Here is a 24,172-nt window from a genome sequence, read left to right on the forward strand (position 1 = left end):
CACCCGAAAGTAGGATAGCGCATCCGGGGTACTAAGCCGGATCCGCTATCCTTATCTCTGCCTGGAAAACTCAGAAGCGGTAGGCAACGCCTGCGCTGAGGACCCAGGGATCGAGCTTGTGTACGGTCTCGATTGCAATGACATCACCGGCGTACCAGCGCGAGGTGGTGTCGACGAAGTACTTCTTGGCATCGAAGCTGATCCCGAAGCCGCTGTCACCTACCGGTATGTCGAGGCCGGCCTGCAGGACCACGCCGAACTCGTTCGAGAAATCGGTATCGGTCACGCCCAGCGGAATCGTTGCAGCGCCAGGTTCGTCATTGATCCACAGGAAGTAGGTGACGCCAGCCCCGACATAAGGTTTCACACCGCCCACGGGCAGGTGATACTTCGCCGTGAAGGTCGCGGGGATCACCCGGGCATCCGAAACCAGTTCCGCGCCGGGCAGGCCGGAGATGGCATCCACGTCATGCTGGGTTACGCAGCAAATGGTTTCGACCGAGAAATTGTCGGTGAAGAAATACTCGATCGCGACGGTCGGAATGACGTTATCGTTGGCTTCGGTCTGCGTATTGGCCGGCAAGGGAACGATGTCGGTCCTGTATTCGGTGATCTTGCCGTCAGGCAGAACAGCGGTGCCGAGGAGCTTGATCTGCACCTTGCCTTCTTCGGCCGCAGCGGCGGCTGGCGTGGCGAGGCAGGCGAGGCCGACAAGCGCGGCTGCGAATTTCTTGGTCATGGGTCTCTTGTCCTCGCGCTGCAGCGGCCGCCCCACGCGACCCAGGATGTTTGCAACGCTTGGCGCCCTAATTGGCGATTCGAGCCCTCGCTTCATTGATACAGGTCAATGATGCAGCTCCGTCGGTGCCGCATTGCGTGCGGCATGCTGACGCAGACGCAGATTCTTGATCGATTCGCCGCGCGGCTCGCGCCCGATGCCATCTGCGAGGCATCGCGCTTGCAATTCGGAGCGGCATCGCGGGCGTTGCAGCTCAGGCGAGACGAAGAAGCCCGGCTGGACGAGAGTTGCGACCAGCTCGTCTTCCTGGGAAGCGGTTCCACCAAGCTGGTTGCGCACGCCTCGCATGACCGCGAACAAGTCGTCGCATTCCACTTTGAGGATGACCTGGTCTGCGTTCCGGCGCGCGCGCGGCATTCCTACCGACTGGTCGCTTTGCAGGACACACAGATCCTGGCGATGCCGTTCGACAAGCTTGTTGAACTTGCAGGCGACAGGGCCGCGATCCTGGTGTCCCTGCTCGATGCCACAAGGGCTTCTCTGGGGCGGTGTCGCGAGAAATCGATCGCGCTGGGCAGAAAGGCCGCACCGGAGCGCGTTGCCAGCTTTCTGGTGGGCATGGCTGGCCGGACTGGCAGGGCTGACGGCAAGGCGATCATCTTGCCATTGCCGATGTCACGTCGCGACATCGCCGACAGCCTGGGCATCACCATCGAAACCGTCAGCCGTCAGTTGACCCGACTGCGCGAGCGGGGTGCGATCGAAACGGTGGGCCGCTCACAAATCAGGATCCTCAACTTGACTGCCCTGACTGAAGGTGCAGGCTTCCTTTCGGGGGCCTCCTGAAGGTTTTTGATAAATTTGCGCTGGATCAATGTCGCGCCACCGGGGGGCGACTAGGCGGACCCAAACGGACGGAGATACACATGCAAGCGGAAACTGCCTTGGGAAGGGTCGGCCTGTGGTTCGGCATAATGCTGCTGGCCCTTGCCGCCTCGGTCGCGGCGCATGATGCGGGCTTTGCCGCGCATGCGATTATCGTGGCGATTGTCGCCTTCGTGATGATCTGGGTTTCGGCCAACCGGTTCGATCCCGCCGCCCTGGTCCCAGCGCTGGCGGGCCCTGCGGGCGAATCACGATATGATGATGACGTCATCCGCTGGGGTACGATCGCGACGCTGTTCTGGGGTACCGCAGGCTTTGCCGCTGGTCTCTACATTGCGCTGCAGCTGGCCTTCCCCGTGCTCAATTTCGAGCCCTATTTCAATTTCGGCCGCCTGCGCCCGCTGCACACCAGTGCGGTGATCTTTGCCTTTGGCGGCAATGCGCTGCTGGCGACGAGTTTCTACGTCGTCCAGCGCACCTGTCGCGCACGGCTCGCCTTCCCCGGCCTCGCCCGTTTTGTGTTCTGGGGCTACCAGCTGTTCATCGTGCTGGCCGCCACCGGCTACCTGCTGGGCATCACCCAGTCTAAGGAATATGCCGAGCCCGAATGGTACGTCGACCTGTGGCTGACCATCGTTTGGGTCGCCTACCTCGCCGTGTTCGTCGGCACGATCGTGAAGCGCAAGGAGCCGCATATCTATGTGGCGAACTGGTTCTACCTCGCCTTCATCGTCACCGTGGCGATGCTGCACGTGGTCAACAACCTCGCGGTTCCGGTCAGCTTCCTGGGTTCGCGCAGCTACCAGGTCTTTTCGGGCGTTCAGGATGCACTGACGCAGTGGTGGTATGGCCATAACGCGGTCGGTTTCTTCCTCACCGCCGGCTTCCTGGCGATGATGTACTACTTCGTGCCGAAGCAGGCCGAACGTCCGGTCTATTCCTATCGCCTGTCGATCATCCACTTCTGGGCGCTGATCTTCCTCTACATCTGGGCGGGTCCACACCACCTGCACTACACAGCGCTGCCCGACTGGGCGCAGACGCTGGGCATGGTGTTCTCGATCATGCTGTGGATGCCCAGCTGGGGCGGCATGATCAACGGGCTGATGACCCTGAACGGCGCCTGGGACAAGGTCCGGACCGACCCGATCATCCGCATGATGGTGATGGCGCTGGCCTTCTACGGCATGAGCACCTTCGAAGGCCCAATGATGTCGATCAAGGCGGTGAACAGCCTGTCGCATTATACCGACTGGACCATCGGCCACGTCCATTCCGGCGCGCTGGGTTGGAACGGCATGATCACCTTCGCCTGCGTCTATTACCTCGTGCCCCGGCTGTGGAAGCGTGAGCGGATGTATTCGCTGCGCATGATCAACTGGCACTTCTGGCTCGCGACGCTGGGGATCGTGTTCTACGCCGCCAGCATGTGGGTGGCAGGTATCACCCAGGGCCTGATGTGGCGTGAATACGGCGCCGACGGTTACCTGGTGAACAGCTTCGCCGACACCGTCGCCGCGCTCCACCCGATGTACATCATGCGCGCCTTCGGCGGCCTGCTTTACCTCTCGGGCTTCGTGATCATGCTCTTCAACGTCTGGCAAACGCTCGCCGGGCACCTCCGCAGCGAGGCCCCGATGACCGAGACGCCCTACGACGAGAGCGCCGACCGTCCCCTTCCCCCCGCCGCCGTGCCGGCAGAGTGAGAGAGACCATGACCGATACAGTCTCCAACGAACCCGTGAAGGGCCACGCCCGGCTCGAACGCAACGTCACGCTGATGGCAGTGGCGACCTTCCTCACCGTCACTATCGGCGGCATCGTGGAGATCGCCCCGCTGTTCTGGATCGACAACACGATCGAGAAGGTGGAGGGGATGCGCCCCTACACCCCGCTCGAACTGGCCGGTCGCGACATCTACATCCGTGAAGGGTGCTATACCTGCCACAGCCAGATGATCCGTCCGTTCAAGGACGAGGTCGAACGCTACGGCCACTACAGCCTCGCGGCAGAGAGCATGTACGACCACCCGTTCCAGTGGGGCTCCAAGCGCACCGGACCCGACCTGGCGCGCGTCGGTGGGCGCTATTCGGACGAATGGCACGTGCAGCACCTGACCAATCCTCAGGACGTGGTGCCCGAAAGCGTCATGCCGCAATATGGCTTCCTCAAGGAAACCGACCTGCAGGTCACCGATGTCGGGGCTAACCTCACGGCGTTGCGCCGGGTGGGCGTGCCGTACAGCGATACCGATATCGCCAAGGCCAAGGCGGACCTCGCCGCGCAGGGCAATCCGGATCTCGACGCGGGTGACCTGGAGCAGCGTTACCCCAAGGCGCAGGTCCGCGACTATGATGGCAATCCCGGTCGCCTGACCGAAATGGATGCGCTGGTCGCCTACCTGCAGATGCTCGGCACGCTGGTCGACGTGAACAGCGCCGCTGCGCAAGAGGACCTGGCCGAGGAGAAGGGCCGGTGAGCACATACGACACACTGCGCCACTTCGCCGACAGCTACGCGCTGGCGATCATGGTCTCGGTGTTCGTCGTGCTGTGCCTGTGGCCTTTCCGCCCGGGTGCGCGCGCCGACAACCACAAGGCCGCCAACATGATTTTCGAAGGACAAGACGATGGCGAATAAGCGCGTCGACGAACCGACCGGCACCGAAACCGTTGGCCATGAATGGGACGGGATCGAAGAGCTCAACACCCCGCTGCCGCGCTGGTGGCTGTGGACCTTCTATTTCACCGTGGCCTGGGGCCTGGCCTATACGGTCGCCTACCCGGCTTGGCCGATGATCTCCAAGGGGACCGAGGGCATGCTGGGCTGGACCAGCCGCGGACAGCTGGCCGAAGAGATATCGGCGGCCGATGCCGCGCGGCAAACCGTCGCCGAGAAAATCGCCGTGACCGACCTGAGCAAGCTGTCGGGCAATGACGCGCTGCTGCAGCAGGCCCGTGCCGGCGGCGCGGCAGCGTTCAAGGTCAACTGCGTCCAGTGCCACGGATCTGGCGCAGGCGGTAACCAGCAGCTCGGCTATCCCAACCTCAACGACGATGACTGGCTGTGGGGCGGCAACATGTCGCAGATCGAATACACGATCACCCACGGCATCCGCCAAGAGGGCGCGGATATGCGCCAGAGCGCCATGCCCGCATTCGAGGGGCTGTTCGACAACGCCACGCTGTCGGCGCTGGTCTCGCACGTCCGCTCGCTGAGCAAGCTTGAAAAGCCCAACGCTGCGGGTGCGGCGGCTTTCGCGGAGAATTGCGCAGTTTGTCACGGCGCCAATGGCGAGGGGAACCGCGAACTCGGCGCACCGCGGCTTAACGACGCGATCTGGCTGCGCGGCAGTAGCGCGGAGGCAATCCGCAATCAGGTGCTCAACCCGAAGATGGGTGCCATGCCCGCGTGGGGCGAGCGGCTCGATCCGGTCACCGTCAAGATGCTGACCGTCTATGTCCATTCGCTCGGGGGAGGCGAAGACTTCGTTGAGGAACCGGCTGCACCGCCGGTCGCCGAAGCCGATGGCGAAGAATAGTCCGCAACCCGCGCAGCTCTACGAGGCGCGCAAGCAGGTCCATAACAAGCGGATCGACGGCCCCTTCCGCCGGTTCAAATGGCTCGTCATGGCGGTCACGCTGACGATCTATTACGGCACACCGTGGATCCGCTGGGACCGTGGGCCTTATGCCCCCGACCAGGCCGTGCTGGTCGATCTGGCCAACCGCCGATTCTACATGTTCGGCATCGAAATCTGGCCGCAGGAATTCTATTTCGTTGCCGGCTTGCTGATCATGGCGGGGATCGGCCTGTTCCTGGTGACCAGCGCCGTTGGCCGCGCCTGGTGCGGCTATGCCTGCCCGCAGACCGTGTGGACCGACGTGTTCCAGCATGTCGACCGCTTCGTCGATGGCGATCGCAATGCACGCATGCGGCTCGACGCTGCCCCCTGGACCTGGGGCAAGGTCTTCCGCCGCGGCTTCAAATGGACGATCTATCTGGTCATCGGCTTCTGGACCGGCGGCGCGTGGATCATGTATTTCGCCGACGCACCCACGCTGGTGCATGATTTCTGGCGCGGCGAGGCCGCACCGATCGCCTATATCACCGTTGCCGTGCTGACGCTGACCACGGTCACGCTGGGTGGCTTCATGCGCGAACAGGTCTGCATCTACATGTGCCCCTGGCCGCGCATCCAGACCGCGATGATGGATGAGCACTCGCTGCTGGTGACCTACAAGGACTGGCGCGGCGAACCACGCGGCAGCCTGAAGAAGGCGGAGAAGAACCCGGACGCGTTTGGCGACTGCATCGATTGCATGCAGTGCGTGCAGGTCTGCCCGACCGGGATCGATATTCGTGAAGGGCCACAGATCGGCTGCATCACCTGCGCATTGTGCATCGATGCCTGCGACCGGGTGATGAAGGACATCGGCCGCCCGCGCGGCCTGATCGATTACGCCACGCTCGAAGGTTCCAAGCGCGAGGCCGCGGGTGGCGAGGCACGCCCGGCGTGGAAGGAACTGCTGCGCATGCGCACGCTGATCTACCTCGGCATCTGGGGATCGATCGGTTTCGCGCTGCTCTTCGCGCTCGGCGCCCGCAGCCACGTCGATCTGGGCGTATCGCCCGACCGCAACCCGCCCTTCATGTTGTTAAGCGACGGGTCGGTGCGCAACAGCTACACGCTCAAGCTGCGCAACATGACACAGGCCCCGCGCGACATGACCCTCACGCTCGAACGCCTTGAGGGCGCGCGTTTCTGGACCGACAGCATCGCCATCGAGGACGCTGCCCGTTCGATCACGATACGCGTTCCCGCGGATGCAACGCAGACCGTAAGGGCCTATGTTGCGGCTCCTGCCGGAACGAGCCAGCAGGATTTCGACTTCGTGCTTTCGACCGGCGGCGAACGCCCCGAAAGCGACACCAGCACCACGCGCTTCACGGCGCCCGGGGAATGACCATGACCAAGCGCTTTTCCGGCTGGCACATGACCGCGATCCTCGTCGGTGGCTTCGGTGTGGTGGTGGCAGTCAACCTGTTCATGGCCAGCCAGGCGGTGGGCAGCTTCGGTGGGGTGGTGGTCGAGAACTCCTATGTCGCCAGCCAGGAGTTCAACGACTGGCTGGATGAGGCAGCCAAGGAGAACGCGCTTGGCTGGACTGCCACCGTCACCCGCGACGGCGATGGCCGACTGGCAGTTTCAACGCAGAACACGCCGGCGGGTACGACAGCAACGGCCGAACTGCGCCACCCGCTGGGCCGCGAGAAGGCCCGCAGCTGGACACTGGTGACGGATGGCGCGGGCGGGTTTGCCAGCACCGAACGCCTGCCCGAAGGCCGCTGGCTGGTACGCGTGACACTGGCCAATGGCGATGACAGGCTGCGGATCGAAAGACCGGTTGGATGAACGCAGCCACCGCCATCGCGCCCGAATCCGATGTCGAGCTGGTCGACAGCCGCTTCACCGTGCCCGGGATGCGCTGCGCGGGCTGCATCGCCAAGATCGAGCGCGGCCTCGGCGAATTGCCGGGAGTGGATGCGGCGCGGGTGAACTTCTCCGCCAAGCGGGTCGCGGTGCGACACGACGCGCAGCTAGACGACGAGGCACTGGTCGAAGCGCTCGAACGGCTCGGTTTCGAATCCCAACCGGTCGCCGACAATCCGCTGGCGACGGACGACAAGGACGCCAAGCTGTTGCTGCGCGCATTGGCAGTGGCGGGCTTCGGCATGATGAACATCATGCTGCTGTCGGTCAGCGTATGGTCCGGCGCAGGCGGCGTGACCCGCGAGATGTTCCATTGGCTATCGGCACTCATCGCGCTGCCGGTGGTCGCCTATTCCGGCCGCCCCTTCGTCGCCAGCGCGGCGATGGCGTTGCGCTACGGCCGGACCAACATGGACGTGCCGATTTCGATCGGCGTGCTGCTGGCTACCGGGATGTCATTCTACGAAACGCTGACGGGCGGCGAACACGCCTATTTCGACGGCGCAGTCATGCTGCTGTTCTTCCTGCTCGCCGGTCGCGCGCTCGATGCGACCATGCGCAACCGCACCCGCGCGGGGATCGGCGCCCTGCTGGGCCGCATGGGCAAGAGCGCCGCCGTATTGCAGGACGATGGCAGCACGCGGCGTATCTCGGCGGACGAGCTGTTCCCGGGCATGGTGATGCTCGTCGCCGCGGGCGAGGCGCTGGCAGCAGACGGCGAAGTGATCGACGGCGCAGGTGCGATCGACAATGCCATGCTGACCGGCGAAAGCACGCCCGAACCGGTTATGGTGGGCGACACAGTGCATGCCGGTGCCGTCAATCTCTCGGCCCCGCTGCGCATTCGCATCACCGCGACCAAGGGCGACACGGCACTCGCCGAAATCGCCCGGCTGATGGACGAGGCAGGCCAATCGCGCAGTCGCTACGTCCGCATCGCCGATCGCGCATCGCGCCTTTATGCCCCTGCAGTTCACTCGCTGGCCCTGCTCGCCTTCATCGGCTGGATGCTGGCCGGGGCGGGTTGGCACCAAGCCATGATCATCGCGATCAGCGTACTTATCATCACCTGCCCCTGCGCCATGGGTCTTGCCGTGCCCGCTGCACAGGTCGTCGCCTCGGGCGCGCTCGTGAAGAAGGGCGTGCTGGTCAAGGACGGCAGCGCGCTCGAACGATTGGCCGAAGTCGACACGGTCCTGTTCGACAAGACCGGGACCCTCACACTGGGCGAGCCACGCGCCGAGATCGGCGATCTCGACGCAGAAGCACGATCGGTGGCGCTTGGTCTTGCGCAAAATAGCCGCCACCCGCTGAGCAAGGGTCTGGTTGCCAGCCTGCAAGCGGCGGGCACCGCACCTGCCGAAGTGATTGGCGTGCATGAGGAGAGCGGCCAGGGCTTGCTGGGGCTCTGGCATGGCACGCCGGCAGCCCTCGAAAGGGCGGAGGCCGCCGGATCAGGCCTGGCGACGACGCTGCGGATCGGCGACCGCCGGGAAGTCATCCGGTTTTCCGACCCGCTACGTGCCGACGCCGGTGCAACTGTGTCGGCACTGTCCGCCTTGGGCCTTTCGAGCCAGATCCTTTCGGGCGATCGCACCCAATCGGTGGCACCGGTGGCGCGGGCGCTGGGCATATTGGGCCGCGGCGCGGTGCAACCGGCGGAAAAGCTCGTGGCCCTCGAAGCATTGAAGCGCCAGGGCCATCTCCCGCTGATGGTGGGCGACGGGCTTAACGATGGCCCTGCCCTTGCTGCCGCACATGCTTCGCTCGCTCCGGCCAGCGCCAGCGACGCCAGCCAGCAGGCGGCCGATGCTGTCTTCCTCGGCGACAGGCTTGGTCCGGTATCGCTGGCCGTCCGGGTCGCGCGCGAAACCATGCGTATCGTGCGCCAGAACTTCGTCTTCGCGATCGGCTACAACATCCTTGCCGTGCCTTTGGCGCTGGCGGGCATGGTCACGCCGATGGTTGCCGCCATTGCCATGTCGCTGAGCTCGCTGGTGGTGGTCGGCAATTCGCTCCGGCTTGCGAGGGCAGCGCGGTGAGCGGGCTGACGCTACTCATCCCCATCGCACTCGGCATGGGCGTGTTTGGTCTCGCGGTGTTTTTCTGGGCGATGAAACACGGACAGTTTGAAGATCTCGATGGCGCAGCGCAACGCATCCTGATCGAAGACGAGGATGACGAGGCAGCATGAACCGGGACGCCCTGCTCGCTTTGTTCGCCTTGCTGCCGGTCGCGCTGGGCCCCCTGCCCGTAGAGGCGCGCAGCATCACCGCCTTCATCTGTTCGGGGGACGGCATCAGTCGCTCGATCGAGATTCCGATCGACGACCAGACCCCCGCCCCGCCACCCTGCAGCGCCAAGGGCTGCCACGCCGGTTCGTGCCGGAAACGGTTTGATCTGTCGCAATGACGGATGGCGCCAGCCGACGCATCCACGCTCGCATGTGGCCTTATCATCCAGACCTGCTCGCGACTCCGGTCCCGCGCTACACCAGCTTCCCGACCGCCGCCGAATTCGGCCCGATCGATCCCAACGCCTATGAGCAAGCGCTCGAAGGGGTGGAAGGCGACGTTTCGCTCTACGTCCATATCCCCTTCTGCGAGAAGATCTGCTTCTACTGCGGCTGCAACACCGGCCATGCCGGGCGCCGCCAGCGGCTCGAATCCTATCTCGACGCCCTGCATACGGAGATCGAGCTGGTGGCGGCCCGCTTGCCCAGCAACTGCCGGGTCCGTCGTGTTTCGTTCGGCGGGGGCAGCCCCAATGCTATTGCCCCGGTTGATTTCGTACGACTGGTCGATGAGCTGACACTGCAGTTCCACTTGTCCGATCCCACTTTCTCGATCGAACTCGATCCCCGCACCATGTCCGCCGAGTGGGCTGCGGTGATCGGGTCGGTCGGGATAACCCGCGCCAGCCTGGGTGTGCAGACCTTCGCCGAACACTGCCAGCAGGCCATTGGCCGGGTCCAGCATGAGGATGTGATCGTCCGCACGGTCGACTGGCTGCGCGGCGCCGGGGTTACGTCACTGAACTTCGACCTCATGTACGGCCTGCCGGGCCAGACCCGTGACGACTTGCTCGATACGCTCCAGCGCACCCGCGTGCTGGGGGCGAACAGGGTCGCGCTGTTCGGCTATGCTCATGTCCCGCACCTGATCCCGCGCCAACGGGTAATCGATGGCTCTGCCTTGCCCGGACAGGACGAGCGTTTCGCCATGGCGGCGCTGGGCTATGAATATTTCGTCACCCACGGCTATACGCCGGTAGGGTTCGACCATTTCGCGAGACCCGGCGGCGACCCGCTCGCGGCGGCGGCACTGGCCGGAACGCTGCACCGCAACTTCCAGGGCTTTACCGACGATAGCGCGCCCAACCTCATCGGATTGGGCAGCACGGCCATCTCCGGCTTTCCCGGCCTGCTGACGCAGAACGAGAAGAACTCGGGCCGGTACCGCATGATGGTGTCGCAGGGTCGCCTGACTGCGACCCATGGCGTTGTCCGCAGCGCCGACGACCGGGAACGCGGCACGGTGATCGAGTCGCTATTGTGCCAAGGGCATGCGCATATCCCTGCACGCCTGCTGCCGGCCCTCACACCTCGCCTGGTCCCCTTCATCGAACGCGGCCTGGCTTCGTTGGAGGGCGATATCCTGGCGATCACACCCGATGGCTTGCCCTATGCGCGGACCATCGCTGCGCGGTTCGATCCCTATCGCCAGGATTCGCAGCGACGCTTCTCTTCCGCCGTCTGAGCGTATCGCTTCCGAATTCACCCGATTGCGGTTGATTTCGCCCCCCTCGCGGGACTAGGCGCGGCGGCGAGAAAGAGAGGAATCTTCATGCGTCAGATCGACCACTTCATTGTCGGCGGGGCCGGCGGTAGCGCAGCACGCACCCACAAGATCTGGAACCCGTCGACCGGTGAAATCCAGGCCGAGGTCGCACTGGGCGACGCTGCCGTGCTCGAGCGGGCCATTGCAGCCGCCAAGAAGGTCCAGCCCGAATGGGCCGTAACCAATCCACAGCGCCGTGCGCGCGTGATGTTCGAATTCAAGCGGCTGGTCGAAGCCAACAAGCAGGCGCTCGCCGAACTGCTTGCCAGCGAACACGGCAAGGTGGTCGACGACGCGCATGGCGATATCCAGCGCGGGCTCGAAGTGATCGAGTTCGCCTGCGGCATCCCGCAGGCGCTGAAGGGCGAGTACACGCAGGGCGCAGGGCCGGGGATCGACGTCTATTCGATGCGCCAGCCGCTGGGCATCGGCGCGGGCATCACCCCATTCAACTTCCCGGCGATGATCCCGATGTGGATGTTCGGCATGGCCATCGCCGCGGGCAACGCCTTCATCCTCAAGCCTTCCGAGCGCGATCCGAGCGTGCCGGTGCGGCTCGCCGAGCTGTTCCTCGAAGCCGGTGCACCCGAAGGCCTGCTGCAGGTGGTGCACGGCGACAAGGAAATGGTCGACGCCATCCTCGACCACCCCGATATCGCCGCGGTCAGCTTCGTCGGCTCGTCCGATATCGCGCATTACGTCTACAATCGCGGTGTCGCAGCGGGCAAGCGTGTGCAGGCTATGGGCGGTGCCAAGAATCATGGTATCGTCATGCCCGATGCTGACCTCGATCAGGTGGTCAACGACCTCGCCGGTGCCGCATTCGGATCGGCGGGCGAGCGCTGCATGGCATTGCCCGTGGTGGTGCCGGTAGGCGAAGACACCGCCGATCGCCTGCGCGAAAAGCTGATTCCGGCGATCCGCGCGCTGCGCGTGGGAATTTCGACTGACAAGGACGCGCATTACGGCCCGGTGGTCACCCCCGAACACAAGGCCCGCGTGGAAGGCTGGATCGACACCGCCGAGAAGGAAGGGGCCGAGGTCGTAATCGATGGCCGCGGATTCACCCTGCAAGGATACGAGAAGGGCTTCTTCGTCGGCCCGACGCTGCTCGATCGCGTCACCACCGACATGGAAAGCTACAAGGAAGAGATCTTCGGCCCTGTGCTCCAGATCGTGCGCGCCAAGGACTTCGAGGACGCGGTGCGGCTGCCGAGCCAGCATCAATATGGCAACGGCGTCGCGATCTTCACCCGCAATGGTCACGCCGCGCGCGAATTCGCCAGCCGCGTCAATGTCGGCATGGTCGGCATCAACGTGCCGATCCCGGTACCTGTCTCCTATCACTCCTTCGGCGGATGGAAGCGTTCGGGCTTCGGCGACCAGGACCAGTATGGCATGGAAGGCCTGCGCTTCTGGACCAAGGTCAAGAAGGTAACCCAGCGTTGGCCTGATGGCGGTGGCGACGGATCGAACGCCTTCATCATCCCGACCATGGGATAGGAAAGGTTCGGGAAGCGTTGCAGCAAGTGGATCTGAAGAGGAGTACCCTATGCGAGCATTGCTTCCCGCCTTCGCCGGTCTGCTGACAGTCGGCTGTACGACTACGCCCGATGCTGCCCCTGCCCCACCCGCGCCAGAGGCTCGACTCTGCAATGCGGAGGCGGCGCAGGGCCATATCGGGCATGACGCAACCGCCGCGATGGGCGCGGCCATCCTGAAGGACAGCGGCGCACAATCGCTGCGCTGGGGCCCGCCCAATTCTGCCTGGACGATGGACTACCGCCCGGATCGCGTGAACGTGCGGTACGACGAGGCCATGAAGATTACGGAGATCACTTGCGGATGAGCGAGCGCGAGCGCGCCTTCACCGGCTCCCCCTACGAAGCGCTGTTCGGATTTGCCCGCGCCGTTCGGGTTGGGAATCGCGTCATCATTGCCGGGACAGGCCCGGTCGAGGATGACGGTTCATCGACCGTCGGCGGCGCTGCCGAGCAGGCGGAACGCTGCCTTACGCTGATCCTGCGCGCGCTCGAACAGCTCGGCGGCACCGCCGCCGATGTCGTGCGCACGCGCATGTTCCTGACCGACCCCGCCGATCAGGACGCCGTCGGCCAAGTCCACGCCCGGTTCTTCGGCACTGCCAGCCCGGCTGCCACCATGGTCGGTGCGGCCTGGCTCTGTCGGCCCGAGTGGAAAGTGGAGATCGAGGCCGAAGCCTTGCTGGGCGACTGAGCCAGACGCCCCCAGCCAATCGAGGCCGAGGGCGATCGTGAAACCGTCAGGCCGCCCGCAAATTCTTGGCCTGCGCCTCGCTGAGGCGCGAACGAACCATCTCGATCAGATCATCGATCTCGCTAACCGTCCCCAGCCCAACGCTGGTAATCAGCACGCGCGGCGGGCCATCGCCGAAGCGCACAAGAATGGCCGGAAAGCTGATCGAGATCGACGGGAATTCCTTGAGGAACTCGTCGCGATGATATTCTACGGGTTTACGCGGAAACTCTTTTAGGAAATCTTTCCAACGTGCATGCATAGAAAACGCACCATGCGTTACTGAGCATAGAGAACATTGGTAGGTGGACGGCGATACAATCTTGTGAACCACATCAAGCAATACACTAATTTTATCGCCATTCGCATTGTAGACCAGCATTAGCTGCGCGTCATTACTGCTCATTATCCGTACCCCCTTTCAGTTATCCCAGCGATCCTGAAAGGGGCCGCGACCCCAGCCCGCCGCATAGGGGCGGCTGGTTAATCATTTGCGAACAGACTGGACTGGAGTCGCGGCAGCTTCACGTCTGGCTCCTCGGCACCACAAGTGGTGCGGCGGCCAAGGCCGATGCCATCTGACTCGACCATTTTCATTGGGTGATGAAGTCACTCAGAAAAGACCTGGAAATTCTCAGCCTGTAGCGCTTCGCGTGATCTGTTCTTTATCGTTTTGCTCGAATAGGTTTTCCGGGTTTACCTGTTTGGCAATCGGATACGGAGAGCTGCAGATATGGGCCGTGTTTTCAACTGCCTGGCGTTCGATCTCGACGGTATCGAGGCCGAGTTGAAAGCGGGCCATGACGCATCTGTGCAGTTCGACAAGCCGTTTGGTGAGATGCTGACAATCGTAGACCCAAAGGAAGACGATTTCGACAAGTGGCTGCAGGTTCCAAGCGCACCATATCTCGAACGGCTGGATGCAATGTGTGCCCAATGGGGCGACCGGTTGGGTGTTCGGTTCTATGATTTTTGGGGCAAGCCCTTCGATGCGGCGCTGGTTGGGCAACTACCCAATGTCCGCAATCTATCTGTCGATTCCCTCTGGGAAGCCAGAAATCTGGATGCGATCGCGCGGCTAGAACACCTTTCGAAACTGCACTTGGGGGTGTTCAATCTGGACGACAAGACAATCTTGGGGAAGCTGCCGATCGCCCGGCTTAGCGAGCTAATTTTGTCCGAAACCAACACCAAGGCGCTCGATTTGGCACCGCTGGCCAATGCAGCCAAGCTACGTCGGCTTTATCTCGCGGGCCATCATAAGAACATTGCCAGTCTGACAGCCCTCGATCGTCTGCAGGAATTTACGTTCAACGCGAAAAAGGGCCTCGACCTCAGCTTCATCAATGGGATGGCGAACCTGCGGGCGCTCAAATTCAACCTGGGCGGTACGGCCAGCATCGCGGATATCCAGCTTCCCAAGCTGGAAGACATCGCGTTCACCATGGTCCGCAACCTGGTGGAACTCGGCGACATGCAGCGCTTCCCTTCGTTGAGAAGGCTCTTCATGCAGGATCAACAGCAATTGGAAAGCGCCCGCTTCGGACCCGGCAACACAAATCTCGAGCACCTCTGGTTCTACAATTGCCAGAAGCTCGATCGAGTCGAGGGGCTTGCCGATTGCAACTCGCTCAAGAGCTTGCGCTGGATCTTCACGGATAGGGATCCTGCATCGCTCAAGCTGCCGAAATCGCTGACGCATTTGCATGTGCTGTCCGGGAAACGAGGTGCCGAGGCTGCAGAGAAAGCAAAGATCGAAGCCATGGGCTATGTCGCCGGCGATCATGGCGACGCATGGTTCTTCTACAAATAGGCCCCCGGCGGAGCCCCGATTTGCACTCTGGCACTGCCATTGGAACAGGTGCTAGGGGGCCCGCATGACCGGACAATTCCAGCTTACCGACGACCAGCTCGCCATCCAGGAAATGGCGCAGCGGTTCACCGCCGATAACATCACTCCCTTCGCCGCCGAATGGGACGAGAAGAGCCACTTCCCGCGCGACGTGATACAGCGGACCGGCGAGCTCGGCTTTGGCGCGATCTACGTCAGCGAAGAGTCGGGCGGGATCAATTTGGGCCGGCTAGAGGCCGCACTGATCATGGAAGCCATGGCTTATGGCTGCCCCGCCACCAGCGCCTACGTCTCGATCCACAACATGGCGACCTGGATGATCGACCGCTTCGGCGGCGATGACGTCAAACAACGCTTCCTCCCGCAGCTCGTGACCATGGAAAAGATCGCCAGCTACGCACTGACCGAGCCGGGTTCGGGCTCCGACGCCGCCGGGCTCAAGACGACGGCCGTGCTCGATGGCGACCACTATGTCCTCAACGGGACCAAGCAATTCATCTCCGGCAGCGGCTTCAACGACATCTACGTCGTCATGGTCCGCACCGGCGAACACAAGTCCCAGGGCATTTCCTGCCTGGTGATCGAAAAGGATACGCCGGGCCTGTCCTTCGGTAAGCCCGAAAAGAAGCTCGGCTGGAATGCCTCGCCCACCGCGCAGCTGATCTTCGAGGATTGCCGCGTGCCGGTCGCCAATCGCGTCGGTCCCGAAGGCGATGGCTTCCGCTATGCGATGGCCGGCCTCGACGGGGGGCGGCTCAACATCGGCGCCTGCTCGCTCGGCGGGGCGCAGCGCTGCCTGGACGAGGCGGTGAAGTACACCAAGGAACGCCAGCAGTTCGGCCAGCCGATCGCCGATTTCCAGAACACCCAGTTCATGCTCGCCGACATGGCCACCGATCTCGAGGCGGCTCGCGCCCTGCTCTATCTCGCCGCCGCCAAGGTCACCGACAATGCGCCCGACAAGAGCAAGTTTTCGGCCATGGCCAAACGGCTGGCGACCGATAGCGGCAGCAAGATCGTCAACGATGCGCTGCAGCTGTTCGGTGGCTACGGCTATCTGAAGGAATACCCGATCGAGCGATTCTGGCGGGACCTGCGCGTCCACTCTATCCTCGAAGGCACCAACCAGGTCATGCGCATGATCGTTGGCCGGGAAATGCTCCGCCAATGACCAGCCTCGCGATGACCGCGCTGGTTGTGCCGGAATATGACGAGGGCATCGCCTTCTTCCGCGACGCGCTGGGCTTCGCGCTGGAAGAGGACAGCGACCTGGGTTCGGGCAAGCGCTGGGTAGTCATGGCCGGATCGCATGGGGGCAAACTGCTCCTGGCCCGCGCTACCGACGACCAGCAGCGAGCGGCGATTGGCAACCAGACGGGCGGGCGCGTCGGATGGTTTCTCGATACCGAAGACTTCGCTACCGCCCACTCCCGCATGGTGGAATGGGGCGTGGAATTTACCGACGGACCGCGCGACGAGCCCTATGGCACGGTCGCGGTCTTCAACGATCCCTGGGGCAATCGCTGGGATCTAATAGAACGCAGGAAAGCAGCATGACCGACGAGGTCCATATCCATACCCATGGCCGGGCCGGCCATCTCTCGCTCAACCGCCCCAAGGCGCTCCATTCGCTGACGCTCGACATGTGCCACGCGATGAGCGCGGCACTGACCGGCTGGGCCAGCGACGATGCCGTGGAAGCAGTGATCCTCGACCATGCAGAGGGCCGCGGCTTTTGTGCCGGAGGTGACATCAACCTGCTGCGCAATTCGGCACTTAACGACGGCGGCGCGTCGGGTCGTGCCTTCTTTCACGACGAATACCAGCTCAACCACCAGATGATGACCTATGACAAGCCGATCGTGGCCTTCATGGACGGCATCACCATGGGCGGCGGCGTGGGCATTGCCATGCCGTGCAGGTTTCGCGTCGCGACCGAGAATACCCGTTTCGCCATGCCAGAAACCGGCATCGGCCTGTTTCCCGATGTCGGCGGCGGTTGGCATCTCTCCCGCCTTGCGGGGCGGATGGGCCAGTTCCTGGCGCTGACCGGAGCACGGCTCGACGGGGCCGAGTGCCTGTGGGCGGGCATCGCCACGCACTACCTGCCAACCGAGAAACTGGCAGAAGCCAAGGCGCGGATCGCCGAACATCCCGACCGGATCGCAGGCATCCTGTCCGAACTCTCCATCACGCCTCCCCCCGCCCGGATCGAGGGCAATGCCGACCTGATCGCGAAGCATTTTGCTTCAGATCGTTACGAAGACATCCTCGAAAATCTCGAAGCCGATGACGGCGAATGGGCGGCCAAGGAACTGGCTACGCTGCGCACCAAGAGCCCGCAGACCTGCAAGGTTGCACTACGCCAATTGGCCGAAAGTCAAAATCTTGACAGTTTTGCCGACAACATGGTGATGGAATATCGGATTGCCTCGCGCGTGCTCACTCGCCCCGATTTTGCCGAGGGCGTGCGCGCGGTGATCGTCGACAAGACCCACGACCCCAAATGGGACCCGGCAACGCCCGAGGGCGTGAGCGAGGAACTGCTCGACAGCATCTTCGCCCCGCTTCCCGCAGACGAGGAATGGAAACCCCTATGAGTTACGAAACCATCACCGTCGAGACGCGCGACGCGGTCACGCTGATCACGCTCAATCGGCCGCAGGCACTCAACGCGCTGAACTCGCAGGTGCTCGAGGAACTGATCGAGGCCTTCGCCGCCTACCAGGCCGACGCCAGCCAACGCTGTGCGGTCCTCACCGGTTCGGGCGACAAGGCCTTTGCCGCGGGTGCCGACATCAAGGAGATGAGCGAGAAACCCGCCGCGGACTTCTATCTCGAAGACTTCTTCAGCCCCTGGACCAGCGAGATCGTCAAGAAGACCCGCAAGCCGTGGATCGCCGCGGTCAACGGCTTCGCGCTGGGCGGCGGGTGCGAGCTCGCGATGATGGCGGACTTCATCATCGCCTCGGACAAGGCGAAGTTCGGCCAGCCCGAAATCAACCTCGGCGTCGCGCCGGGCATGGGCGGCAGCCAGCGGCTGACCAAGGCGGTCGGCAAGTCGAAGGCGATGGAGATGTGCCTCACCGGCCGGATGATGGGTGCCGAAGAGGCCGAACGCGCCAATCTCGTTGCGCGCGTCGTGCCGCATGAAGACCTGATCGAAGAAGCGATGAAGACTGCGACAACGATCGCCAGCAAGCCGCCGATGGCCGCAATCGCCAACAAGGAAATGGTCAACGCCGCCTTCGAGACCAGCCTCGACCAGGGCCTGATCATCGAACGCCGCATCTTCCAGATCCTCACCGCGAGCGAGGACAAAAAGGAAGGCATGGCCGCCTTCATCGAAAAGCGCGAAGGGCAGTGGAAGGGACGGTAGACCCGATGCACCCGCTTTCCTACAGCCCCGCTGCGGGTGTAGGTGCAGATCGAGGCTACACGACGAGCCCGAACCGGCATTTTTTCCGAAATTGGAAGATGTGTCGCCTTTCGCCCGAAAATGCAGCGTAAGTGACTGGTTAGAAAACGTTTTCGAGAAAGCGACACCGAGTCGCCTTTGTCGCCTTGTCGCCATGAAAGACAGTGAGAGGATAGCAGATGAAAATCGCCTTCATAGGCCTCGGCAACATGGGCGGCGGGATGGCCGCAAACCTCGTCAAGGCGGGACATTCGGTTAACGCCTTTGACTTGTCCGAAACGGCGCTCGCGGCGGCGAAGGAGCATGGCTGCGCGACCTTCACCGATGCGCGCGAGGCTGTGCAGGGCGTCGATGGCGTCGTCACCATGCTGCCCAACGGCGCCATCGTGAAGTCGGTCTACACTGAGAGCGTGATCGGCCATGCCCCGGCAGGTGCGGTACTGCTCGACTGTTCGACCATCGATGTGGCGACCGCAAAGGAGGTCATCGCGGCGGCCGAGGCTGCGGGTTACGACATGGTCGATGCGCCCGTCTCTGGTGGGATCGCGGCGGCCAATGGCGGGACACTGACCTTCATGGTGGGCGGCACAGACAAGGCATTCCAGCGGGCGAGCGAGGTGCTCGACCCGATGGGCAAGGCGGTGATCCACGCGGGCGACGCCGGCGCCGGCCAGACCGCGAAGATCTGCAACAACATGCTGCTCGCCATCACCATGATCGGCACTGCCGAAGCGATGACCATGGCCAAGAAGCTGGGTCTCGACCCTCAGAAATTCTACGAAATTTCTAGCGTATCGAGCGGCTACAACTGGTCGCTCAACGCCTATACGCCGCTGCCCGGTGTCGGCGTGCAGAGCCCGGCGGATAACGATTACCAGGGCGGCTTTGCCACCGCGCTGATGCTCAAGGACCTGCGCCTCGCGATGGAAGCCGCTGGAAGCGTCGGCGCGACGACCGTGCTCGGTTCGACCGCCGCCGAACTCTACGAACGCTTTGCCGAGGCCAATGGCGGGCTCGACTTTTCGGCGATCATCAAGACGCTCTGATTTCGTCGAGGATATGCTCCAGCCACGCGCGCGGAGCCTTCCTGCGCCCGATTTCGGCGACGAATTCCTGACCGCGGGCGACGCTGCGCAACCTTCCGCCGCGCAGCCAGCGTTCGGGCCGGTCGTGATAGCTTAGCCCGCCGGGCCTCAGCCAGTCTGGACGCCGCCAGAGTGTCAGCGGCCCCTCTGGCACCGTCAGCCGCAAGGCTTCGCGCGCCTGCGCTGCCATCTGGCCTGCACCTGCATAGACCACGTCGTTGCGAGCATGCAGCGCAAGCGCATGGGGATGCCCGAGATCGACCAGACACTGCGGCGCACCGCCGGTCGCCAAGTCGATCACCTCAGCCACCTCCAAATACCCGAATATCCGGTGATGCGGCGCCTCGCCCTCCTGCCTGAACAAGCCGAAGAACAGGAACACGTCGCCGACGCCCACCCCGTGGTTCCGAAGATGGGTTTGGGCCGCCCCGCACTGGCCGAACAGGCAATCGCCATCAGTCAGGAACATGGGGTCATGATGGCAGAGCGACGCGCCGTCATGACGTCCCTTGCTTGCGCGAACTGCGTGGTCGCCCAAGCCCAGATCACCATAGGTCGTGCGCGACGCGACACCCGCCGGGATCGGCAAGCTGACGGGCCGCCCTTCGACGATTGGCGAAGGCCCGCCGCCGGCGGCGCTATCGAACCCCTTGCGGCTGAAAACGATACGCATGCATGGCTCGGTGCACCTGCCGGGGCATCGTGACAAGCGCTGCATTCCTGCCTAAGGGGCGCGAATGATTACCTCCCCGGAAACCAAAGTCACCGCCCTGATCATGGCGGGCAAGCGCTCTGGAGTGCTCGATCCGCTAGCGGCAAGAGCGAACGTCGCGCAGAAATGCGTCGTTCCGGTGGGAGGCATCCCGATGATCGAGCGCGTAATTGCCAACGTTGCGGCCTGCGACAGGATCGGCGAAATTCGAGTCGTGGCGCACGAACCCGACGAGATCGCCGAGATACCGTCGATCGCCAAGCTGGCGACCGAGGGGCGGCTCGTGTTCAAGCCCGGCGCCTTCAACCTGGTCGACAGCGTCTTTTCCGGGGCCGAGGGGGCGCAGTTCCCGCTGCTGATTACCACCGCCGACAATTGCCTGTGGCTGCCGCAGGATTACGCAGAGTTCGTCGACAAGGCGATCGCGGCGCAGGCCGATGCTGCCGCGGCTTTGGCGCGCAAGGAAGGCGTCATTGCCGCCGATCCCGTTGGTCAGAAGAAATTCTACGAGTTCTCCGACGGCGGTTTCTCTAACTGCAACACATACTGGATCGGCACCGCGCAGGCGCTGTCGGCAGCCGAGATCATGCGCGGTGGCGGTCAGTTCATGAAGTTCCCCAGCCGCATCGCCAAGGCATTCGGGGTACTCAACCTCATCCGCTTCTTCCTCGGCTGGGGCACTAAGGAAAAACTGTTCGCGCAGGTTTCGCGCCGGTTCGGCTTCAACATGGTCCCGCTCGAGATGAGCAATGGCTATTGCGCGATCGACGTCGACGAAGAGCGGTCCTTCGGCGTGACCGAGCGCCTGCTGATGAAGCGCGAAGCCATCGCTTAGGGCGCTGCCAAACACGATGTCACGCCTCATCCGCAATATTGGTTGGCTGCTGAGTGGCCGCGGCGTCAATGCGGTGCTGAGCCTCGTCTACCTCGCGCTCGCCACCCGAACCCTGGGCATCGAGGGCTTTGGCTACTTCGCGCTGATCGTGGCGATGGGCCAGACAGTCACAGGATTGGCCAATTTCCAGACCTGGCAATTCGTCATCCGCTGGGGGGCGGGCGAGGATGGTCCGGGCGAAGCGACGGGATTTGCCATCGCGCTCGACCTGCTTTCTGCCATCTTGGGCTCCATTCTTGCTGCCGGTCTCTGTTGGTCTGCACAGTTCTGGCTGCCCTTGCCGACCGACCTGCTGCCCCTCGCGTTCGGATACTGCATCGTATCGCTGCTTGCGATCCGCACCACGCCGACCGGCCTGTTGCGCCTGCGTTTCGAATATGGGCGAGCTACGGCTGCGGAAGCCGTCCAGCCGATCGTCCGGGCAGCCGGCGCGATCCTGGCAGCGATTTTCCTGCCTAGCGTTTGGGGCTTCATCCTGGCCTGGGCCGCTGCCGAAGTAGCCGTAGCAGCCGCGCTGTGGTTCGCCGCCAGCCGGCATGACCGGATCGACCTGTCGCAGATCAGCCTTTGGCGAATCCCTCGCGACCACCCTGGTGCCTGGAAGTTTGTGTGGTCGACCAATCTGACCGGAAGCCTAAACGTCGGATCGAAGCAGGTGCTTATCCTGCTTGTCGGCGCAATCGGTGGCGAGGCCTTCGCCGGCGGTTTTCGTGTTGCCAGCCAGCTGGGTCAGGCGCTCGTCAGCCTTGCACAAACCGTTTCGAAGGCGATTTACCCCGAGTTGGTCCACGCCCGCGACGATGCGCATGACATGGCCCGCCGCATGGCCAACATTGCGCTGGTGGGGGGAGCGATGGCGGTCTTGGTAGCAATCTTCTTCGGTAGGCAGGGCCTTACCCTGATCGCCGGACCGGAATTCGGCGTGGTCTATTGGGCGATGGTCATTCTCGCCATCGCCGGCGCCATCGAATTGGTGGGCGCCAGCCTTGAATCGCTCCTCGTCAGTGCCGGCCGGGCTGGCACCGCCTTTGTCATGCGGGCGGTCCCAACCGTCATCGGGCTGGGCTTGCTGCAGGTGGCCATGGACTGGAACGGTCTCAAAGGCGCTGCTTTCACCGTGCTCGGCGGAAGCGCGCTTTCGGTGATCGGTTTCTGGGTCGCAGTCATCTCGCTGAGCCAGATCACCATCACGGTGAAGCCGAAGCCGGAAGACGAGCCCGCCTAACGCAGACCCAGCAGTTCGGCTTCCTGCCGCAGGCGGCCCGCTGAAGAAGGATTGGCCGCAATCGCATCTGCCAGAGCCTTCTGCGCCAGGTCCCCCTGGCCAAGGGTCTGGCGGCTGCGCATCAGCATCACCCAGCCATCGAGATTTGTCGGATCGGATTTCAGCCGTGCCTCAAGGCGAGCCACCATGCCTTCCGCCATCTCGCGCTGCTCACCCGGCGGGATACCACCTGCTGCCTGCAGCTGTGCTGCGCTAGGGCCTGGAATCGCACTACCGGCTGAAAGGCCCTGCACCACCGCAGCATCGGCAAGCGCCGTTTTCCGGCCCGCCTGCACCGCCTCTAGCCGGGCCGCAGTTTCGATACCGTTGATCCTGCCTACCTGATCGATCGTCCGGGCCAGGTCCGTTTCCCAAGGCGCACCGGGAGGAGTATCTGCGAGGAGCGCCAACCAATCCCCTATGGCGCCATCATGATCGCCATCGAGATCGCGCTTCACGGCAAGAAAGTAGCGGGCGCGGGGATCCTTGGAATCGAGGCTCAACGCCTTGCGAAAGGCAGACAATGCCTCTCCCGGCAGTGGGTCGGCCTGGCTCGCCATGACCAGGGATTCGCCCAGGGCGGACCACAGCACTGCCTGGTCACCTGCCCGGGCGATCGCCTCGCGATAGGCCTTCGCCGCAGCGGAAAACTCACCTCGATCGAAACGGGCGAAGGCAAGCTGCTGCCAGGGGCCCGCATCGTTACCGGCTTCCTGCGCACGCTGTTCGAGCATTTCGATCGAATCTGCTGCCGCCGCATTATCCGGCTCAGCAGCCGAATCATTTTCCAATGCGCGCCAGCCAATCGCTGCCACCGCCGCAGCAAGCGCCACGCCAAACAGCAACAAGCCGCCCTGAACCCGTATCGATTTCGATTGTTCGCCCATATCCCCTCCCCGCGAAGGAACGGTAGTGAGAATGGGCTCCCTCAGCAATTGCCAGCGTCACAGTTTTGCTTATGATGCAATCCGATAAGAGAAAATGGGGTCGCGGTCCTGCGGGGGGGTGCGATTTTGGCGGAGAAGCTTCGCGTTGCAATTGTCGGGTCCGGTCCAGCCGGGCTGAGCGCTGCTGCGCATGCGGCATCGCTGGGCATGAGCCATGTCCTGATCGAAAAGACCGACCATCTCTCTGACACTATTTTCAAGTACCAGAAGGGCAAGCACGTGATGGCGACGCCCAGCAATCTGGTGCTGCGCAGCGATCTCGATTTCGATGCCGGCAAGCGCGAGGCGATCCTCGATACCTGGGATCGCCAGATTGAAGAAGGCAAGGTCAACACGCTCTTCAATGCCGAGGTAGTCAAGATCTCCGGCACGAAGGGCGACTTTACCATCGAGACCAAGAGCGGGGCCGTGGTCCACGCCGAAAACGTAGTGCTGGGGATCGGGACGCAGGGCAATCCCAACCGGCTGCGCTGCCCCGGCAACGACTTGCCACACATCCAGTACCAGCTCGACGACCCAGCCGAATATAACGACGAGCATATCGTCATCGTCGGCACGGGCGATGCCGGTATCGAGAATGCGCGCGGCCTTGCTGACGACCCCAAGCAACGCAATGTGGTATCGATCCTCAATCGCGGCAGCGAATTTCCCACCGCCAAGGACGCCAACGTCAAAGCGCTGCTTGCCGATCACGAAGCTGGCAAGCTTACTGTCCGCAACGAGACCGAGACTAAGCTGGTCGAGCCGGGCTGGATCACCCTCACCACC

28 protein-coding genes are annotated in these 24,172 nt (G+C 63.2%); 23 read left to right on the forward strand and 5 right to left on the reverse strand.

From position 1 onward, the window contains the following. Positions 1 to 70: 70 nt before the first annotated feature. The gene (locus AAFM29_RS07755) at positions 71 to 739 is read right to left on the reverse strand and encodes an OmpW family outer membrane protein (RefSeq protein WP_341712233.1); all 669 of its coding nucleotides are present in this window, start codon (positions 737 to 739) and stop codon (positions 71 to 73) included. A gap of 144 nt (positions 740 to 883) precedes the next feature. Here AAFM29_RS07755 and AAFM29_RS07760 point away from each other — a divergent pair, with 144 nt between their 5' ends. The 14 genes from AAFM29_RS07760 to AAFM29_RS07825 all read left to right on the forward strand — a co-directional run bounded on the left by AAFM29_RS07760 (position 884) and on the right by AAFM29_RS07825 (position 13,192). Beyond that, positions 884 to 1,585, forward strand: a complete 702-nt coding sequence (locus AAFM29_RS07760; RefSeq protein WP_341712234.1) for a helix-turn-helix domain-containing protein — start codon at positions 884 to 886, stop codon at positions 1,583 to 1,585. Between the two features lie 80 nt (positions 1,586 to 1,665). After that, the gene (gene ccoN / locus AAFM29_RS07765; protein ID WP_341712235.1) at positions 1,666 to 3,330 is read left to right on the forward strand and encodes a cytochrome-c oxidase, cbb3-type subunit I; all 1,665 of its coding nucleotides are present in this window, start codon (positions 1,666 to 1,668) and stop codon (positions 3,328 to 3,330) included. Positions 3,331 to 3,338: 8 nt separating this feature from the next. Next, complete coding sequence (gene ccoO / locus AAFM29_RS07770; RefSeq protein WP_341712236.1) at positions 3,339 to 4,103, forward strand: cytochrome-c oxidase, cbb3-type subunit II; 765 nt, start codon at positions 3,339 to 3,341, stop codon at positions 4,101 to 4,103. Further along, positions 4,100 to 4,264: a cbb3-type cytochrome c oxidase subunit 3 gene (locus AAFM29_RS07775; protein ID WP_341712237.1), complete on the forward strand. Its 165-nt coding sequence runs from the start codon at positions 4,100 to 4,102 to the stop codon at positions 4,262 to 4,264. The genes ccoO and AAFM29_RS07775 overlap by 4 nt, the downstream gene beginning before the upstream one ends. Further along, positions 4,254 to 5,165: a cytochrome-c oxidase, cbb3-type subunit III gene (gene ccoP / locus AAFM29_RS07780; RefSeq protein ID WP_341712238.1), complete on the forward strand. Its 912-nt coding sequence runs from the start codon at positions 4,254 to 4,256 to the stop codon at positions 5,163 to 5,165. Before AAFM29_RS07775 ends, ccoP begins: the two co-directional genes overlap by 11 nt. Continuing rightward, positions 5,152 to 6,591 (forward strand): cytochrome c oxidase accessory protein CcoG, encoded by a 1,440-nt coding sequence (ccoG, locus tag AAFM29_RS07785; protein WP_341712239.1) that lies wholly within the window; start codon positions 5,152 to 5,154, stop codon positions 6,589 to 6,591. The genes ccoP and ccoG overlap by 14 nt, the downstream gene beginning before the upstream one ends. Further along, positions 6,588 to 7,040, forward strand: a complete 453-nt coding sequence (locus AAFM29_RS07790; protein ID WP_341712240.1) for a FixH family protein — start codon at positions 6,588 to 6,590, stop codon at positions 7,038 to 7,040. The genes ccoG and AAFM29_RS07790 overlap by 4 nt, the downstream gene beginning before the upstream one ends. Next, a complete protein-coding gene (locus tag AAFM29_RS07795) occupies positions 7,037 to 9,160 on the forward strand; it encodes a heavy metal translocating P-type ATPase (RefSeq protein ID WP_341712241.1) in 2,124 nt (707 codons plus the stop codon). Before AAFM29_RS07790 ends, AAFM29_RS07795 begins: the two co-directional genes overlap by 4 nt. Next, complete coding sequence (gene ccoS, locus AAFM29_RS07800) at positions 9,157 to 9,312, forward strand: cbb3-type cytochrome oxidase assembly protein CcoS (protein WP_173215185.1); 156 nt, start codon at positions 9,157 to 9,159, stop codon at positions 9,310 to 9,312. The genes AAFM29_RS07795 and ccoS overlap by 4 nt, the downstream gene beginning before the upstream one ends. After that, on the forward strand, positions 9,309 to 9,530 hold the full coding sequence (locus tag AAFM29_RS07805) for a hypothetical protein (RefSeq protein WP_341712242.1): 222 nt from the start codon (positions 9,309 to 9,311) through the stop codon (positions 9,528 to 9,530). The genes ccoS and AAFM29_RS07805 overlap by 4 nt, the downstream gene beginning before the upstream one ends. 32 nt (positions 9,531 to 9,562) lie before the next feature. Next, positions 9,563 to 10,876, forward strand: a complete 1,314-nt coding sequence (locus AAFM29_RS07810) for a radical SAM protein (RefSeq protein WP_341712276.1) — start codon at positions 9,563 to 9,565, stop codon at positions 10,874 to 10,876. Between the two features lie 87 nt (positions 10,877 to 10,963). Further along, positions 10,964 to 12,460: a CoA-acylating methylmalonate-semialdehyde dehydrogenase gene (locus AAFM29_RS07815; RefSeq protein ID WP_341712243.1), complete on the forward strand. Its 1,497-nt coding sequence runs from the start codon at positions 10,964 to 10,966 to the stop codon at positions 12,458 to 12,460. 49 nt (positions 12,461 to 12,509) lie between these two features. Beyond that, complete coding sequence (locus AAFM29_RS07820; protein WP_341712244.1) at positions 12,510 to 12,806, forward strand: I78 family peptidase inhibitor; 297 nt, start codon at positions 12,510 to 12,512, stop codon at positions 12,804 to 12,806. After that, positions 12,803 to 13,192 (forward strand): RidA family protein, encoded by a 390-nt coding sequence (locus tag AAFM29_RS07825; protein ID WP_341712245.1) that lies wholly within the window; start codon positions 12,803 to 12,805, stop codon positions 13,190 to 13,192. Before AAFM29_RS07820 ends, AAFM29_RS07825 begins: the two co-directional genes overlap by 4 nt. Before the next feature lie 46 nt (positions 13,193 to 13,238). Here AAFM29_RS07825 and AAFM29_RS07830 read toward each other — a convergent pair whose 3' ends face one another. Together AAFM29_RS07830 and AAFM29_RS07835 are read right to left on the reverse strand one after the other, a co-directional pair. Next, entirely contained in the window at positions 13,239 to 13,637 is a 399-nt protein-coding gene (locus AAFM29_RS07830; protein ID WP_341712246.1) for a hypothetical protein, read from the reverse strand. Positions 13,638 to 13,865: 228 nt separating this feature from the next. Further along, positions 13,866 to 14,033: a hypothetical protein gene (locus AAFM29_RS07835; RefSeq protein WP_341712247.1), complete on the reverse strand. Its 168-nt coding sequence runs from the start codon at positions 14,031 to 14,033 to the stop codon at positions 13,866 to 13,868. Between the two features lie 9 nt (positions 14,034 to 14,042). Here AAFM29_RS07835 and AAFM29_RS07840 point away from each other — a divergent pair, with 9 nt between their 5' ends. The 6 genes from AAFM29_RS07840 (at position 14,043) to mmsB (ending at position 19,547) form a co-directional block, all read left to right on the forward strand. Continuing rightward, positions 14,043 to 15,044, forward strand: coding sequence for a hypothetical protein (locus tag AAFM29_RS07840; protein ID WP_341712248.1), 1,002 nt, complete (start codon positions 14,043 to 14,045; stop codon positions 15,042 to 15,044). 64 nt (positions 15,045 to 15,108) lie between these two features. Then, entirely contained in the window at positions 15,109 to 16,254 is a 1,146-nt protein-coding gene (locus AAFM29_RS07845; protein ID WP_341712249.1) for an acyl-CoA dehydrogenase family protein, read from the forward strand. After that, entirely contained in the window at positions 16,251 to 16,640 is a 390-nt protein-coding gene (locus AAFM29_RS07850) for a VOC family protein (protein ID WP_341712250.1), read from the forward strand. The genes AAFM29_RS07845 and AAFM29_RS07850 overlap by 4 nt, the downstream gene beginning before the upstream one ends. Then, positions 16,637 to 17,683 carry an enoyl-CoA hydratase/isomerase family protein gene (locus tag AAFM29_RS07855; protein WP_341712251.1) on the forward strand — a complete coding sequence of 349 codons (1,047 nt, stop codon included), beginning with the start codon at positions 16,637 to 16,639 and terminating at the stop codon, positions 17,681 to 17,683. The genes AAFM29_RS07850 and AAFM29_RS07855 overlap by 4 nt, the downstream gene beginning before the upstream one ends. Further along, positions 17,680 to 18,462 (forward strand): enoyl-CoA hydratase-related protein, encoded by a 783-nt coding sequence (locus AAFM29_RS07860; RefSeq protein WP_341712252.1) that lies wholly within the window; start codon positions 17,680 to 17,682, stop codon positions 18,460 to 18,462. Before AAFM29_RS07855 ends, AAFM29_RS07860 begins: the two co-directional genes overlap by 4 nt. 218 nt (positions 18,463 to 18,680) lie before the next feature. Beyond that, on the forward strand, positions 18,681 to 19,547 hold the full coding sequence (gene mmsB / locus AAFM29_RS07865; RefSeq protein WP_341712253.1) for a 3-hydroxyisobutyrate dehydrogenase: 867 nt from the start codon (positions 18,681 to 18,683) through the stop codon (positions 19,545 to 19,547). Here mmsB and AAFM29_RS07870 read toward each other — a convergent pair. Further along, on the reverse strand, positions 19,534 to 20,259 hold the full coding sequence (locus AAFM29_RS07870; RefSeq protein ID WP_341712254.1) for a hypothetical protein: 726 nt from the start codon (positions 20,257 to 20,259) through the stop codon (positions 19,534 to 19,536). The two genes, mmsB and AAFM29_RS07870, sit on opposite strands and share 14 nt — an antisense overlap. 64 nt (positions 20,260 to 20,323) lie before the next feature. On the opposite strand from AAFM29_RS07870, the gene AAFM29_RS07875 reads away from it, so the two are divergent. Beyond that, on the forward strand, positions 20,324 to 21,133 hold the full coding sequence (locus AAFM29_RS07875; RefSeq protein WP_341712255.1) for an NTP transferase domain-containing protein: 810 nt from the start codon (positions 20,324 to 20,326) through the stop codon (positions 21,131 to 21,133). 16 nt (positions 21,134 to 21,149) lie between these two features. Continuing rightward, positions 21,150 to 22,418 (forward strand): lipopolysaccharide biosynthesis protein, encoded by a 1,269-nt coding sequence (locus tag AAFM29_RS07880; protein WP_341712256.1) that lies wholly within the window; start codon positions 21,150 to 21,152, stop codon positions 22,416 to 22,418. On the opposite strand, the gene AAFM29_RS07885 is transcribed toward AAFM29_RS07880, so the two are convergent. Continuing rightward, positions 22,415 to 23,344 (reverse strand): cytochrome C biogenesis protein CycH, encoded by a 930-nt coding sequence (locus AAFM29_RS07885; protein WP_341712257.1) that lies wholly within the window; start codon positions 23,342 to 23,344, stop codon positions 22,415 to 22,417. The genes AAFM29_RS07880 and AAFM29_RS07885 overlap by 4 nt on opposite strands. Before the next feature lie 126 nt (positions 23,345 to 23,470). On the opposite strand from AAFM29_RS07885, the gene AAFM29_RS07890 reads away from it, so the two are divergent. Next, a partial coding sequence (locus tag AAFM29_RS07890) for an NAD(P)-binding domain-containing protein (RefSeq protein ID WP_341712258.1) occupies positions 23,471 to 24,172 on the forward strand: 702 nt, incomplete at its 3' end.

The sequence above is a fragment of the Erythrobacter sp. genome (genome assembly GCF_038133525.1).
In the GTDB taxonomy this organism is placed as follows: Bacteria; Pseudomonadota; Alphaproteobacteria; order Sphingomonadales; family Sphingomonadaceae; genus Qipengyuania.

Bases quoted from the DNA above. Each gene is read 5' to 3' on its own strand.
- AAFM29_RS07845 (WP_341712249.1), top strand. From the start codon at position 15,109: ATGACCGGACAATTCCAGCTTACCGACGACCAGCTCGCCATCCAGGAA.
- AAFM29_RS07810 (WP_341712276.1), top strand. From the start codon at position 9,563: ATGTGGCCTTATCATCCAGACCTGCTCGCGACTCCGGTCCCGCGCTAC.
- ccoG (WP_341712239.1), top strand. From the start codon at position 5,152: ATGGCGAAGAATAGTCCGCAACCCGCGCAGCTCTACGAGGCGCGCAAG.
- AAFM29_RS07875 (WP_341712255.1), top strand. From the start codon at position 20,324: ATGATTACCTCCCCGGAAACCAAAGTCACCGCCCTGATCATGGCGGGC.
- AAFM29_RS07755 (WP_341712233.1), bottom strand. From the start codon at position 739: ATGACCAAGAAATTCGCAGCCGCGCTTGTCGGCCTCGCCTGCCTCGCC.
- AAFM29_RS07835 (WP_341712247.1), bottom strand. From the start codon at position 14,033: ATGGCCCGCTTTCAACTCGGCCTCGATACCGTCGAGATCGAACGCCAG.
- AAFM29_RS07860 (WP_341712252.1), top strand. From the start codon at position 17,680: ATGAGTTACGAAACCATCACCGTCGAGACGCGCGACGCGGTCACGCTG.
- AAFM29_RS07880 (WP_341712256.1), top strand. From the start codon at position 21,150: ATGTCACGCCTCATCCGCAATATTGGTTGGCTGCTGAGTGGCCGCGGC.
- ccoN (WP_341712235.1), top strand. From the start codon at position 1,666: ATGCAAGCGGAAACTGCCTTGGGAAGGGTCGGCCTGTGGTTCGGCATA.
- AAFM29_RS07820 (WP_341712244.1), top strand. From the start codon at position 12,510: ATGCGAGCATTGCTTCCCGCCTTCGCCGGTCTGCTGACAGTCGGCTGT.
- AAFM29_RS07790 (WP_341712240.1), top strand. From the start codon at position 6,588: ATGACCATGACCAAGCGCTTTTCCGGCTGGCACATGACCGCGATCCTC.
- AAFM29_RS07855 (WP_341712251.1), top strand. From the start codon at position 16,637: ATGACCGACGAGGTCCATATCCATACCCATGGCCGGGCCGGCCATCTC.
- AAFM29_RS07870 (WP_341712254.1), bottom strand. From the start codon at position 20,259: ATGCGTATCGTTTTCAGCCGCAAGGGGTTCGATAGCGCCGCCGGCGGC.
- AAFM29_RS07825 (WP_341712245.1), top strand. From the start codon at position 12,803: ATGAGCGAGCGCGAGCGCGCCTTCACCGGCTCCCCCTACGAAGCGCTG.
- AAFM29_RS07830 (WP_341712246.1), bottom strand. From the start codon at position 13,637: ATGAGCAGTAATGACGCGCAGCTAATGCTGGTCTACAATGCGAATGGC.
- AAFM29_RS07805 (WP_341712242.1), top strand. From the start codon at position 9,309: ATGAACCGGGACGCCCTGCTCGCTTTGTTCGCCTTGCTGCCGGTCGCG.
- AAFM29_RS07850 (WP_341712250.1), top strand. From the start codon at position 16,251: ATGACCAGCCTCGCGATGACCGCGCTGGTTGTGCCGGAATATGACGAG.
- AAFM29_RS07815 (WP_341712243.1), top strand. From the start codon at position 10,964: ATGCGTCAGATCGACCACTTCATTGTCGGCGGGGCCGGCGGTAGCGCA.
- AAFM29_RS07760 (WP_341712234.1), top strand. From the start codon at position 884: ATGCTGACGCAGACGCAGATTCTTGATCGATTCGCCGCGCGGCTCGCG.
- AAFM29_RS07795 (WP_341712241.1), top strand. From the start codon at position 7,037: ATGAACGCAGCCACCGCCATCGCGCCCGAATCCGATGTCGAGCTGGTC.
- AAFM29_RS07885 (WP_341712257.1), bottom strand. From the start codon at position 23,344: ATGGGCGAACAATCGAAATCGATACGGGTTCAGGGCGGCTTGTTGCTG.
- mmsB (WP_341712253.1), top strand. From the start codon at position 18,681: ATGAAAATCGCCTTCATAGGCCTCGGCAACATGGGCGGCGGGATGGCC.
- ccoO (WP_341712236.1), top strand. From the start codon at position 3,339: ATGACCGATACAGTCTCCAACGAACCCGTGAAGGGCCACGCCCGGCTC.
- ccoP (WP_341712238.1), top strand. From the start codon at position 4,254: ATGGCGAATAAGCGCGTCGACGAACCGACCGGCACCGAAACCGTTGGC.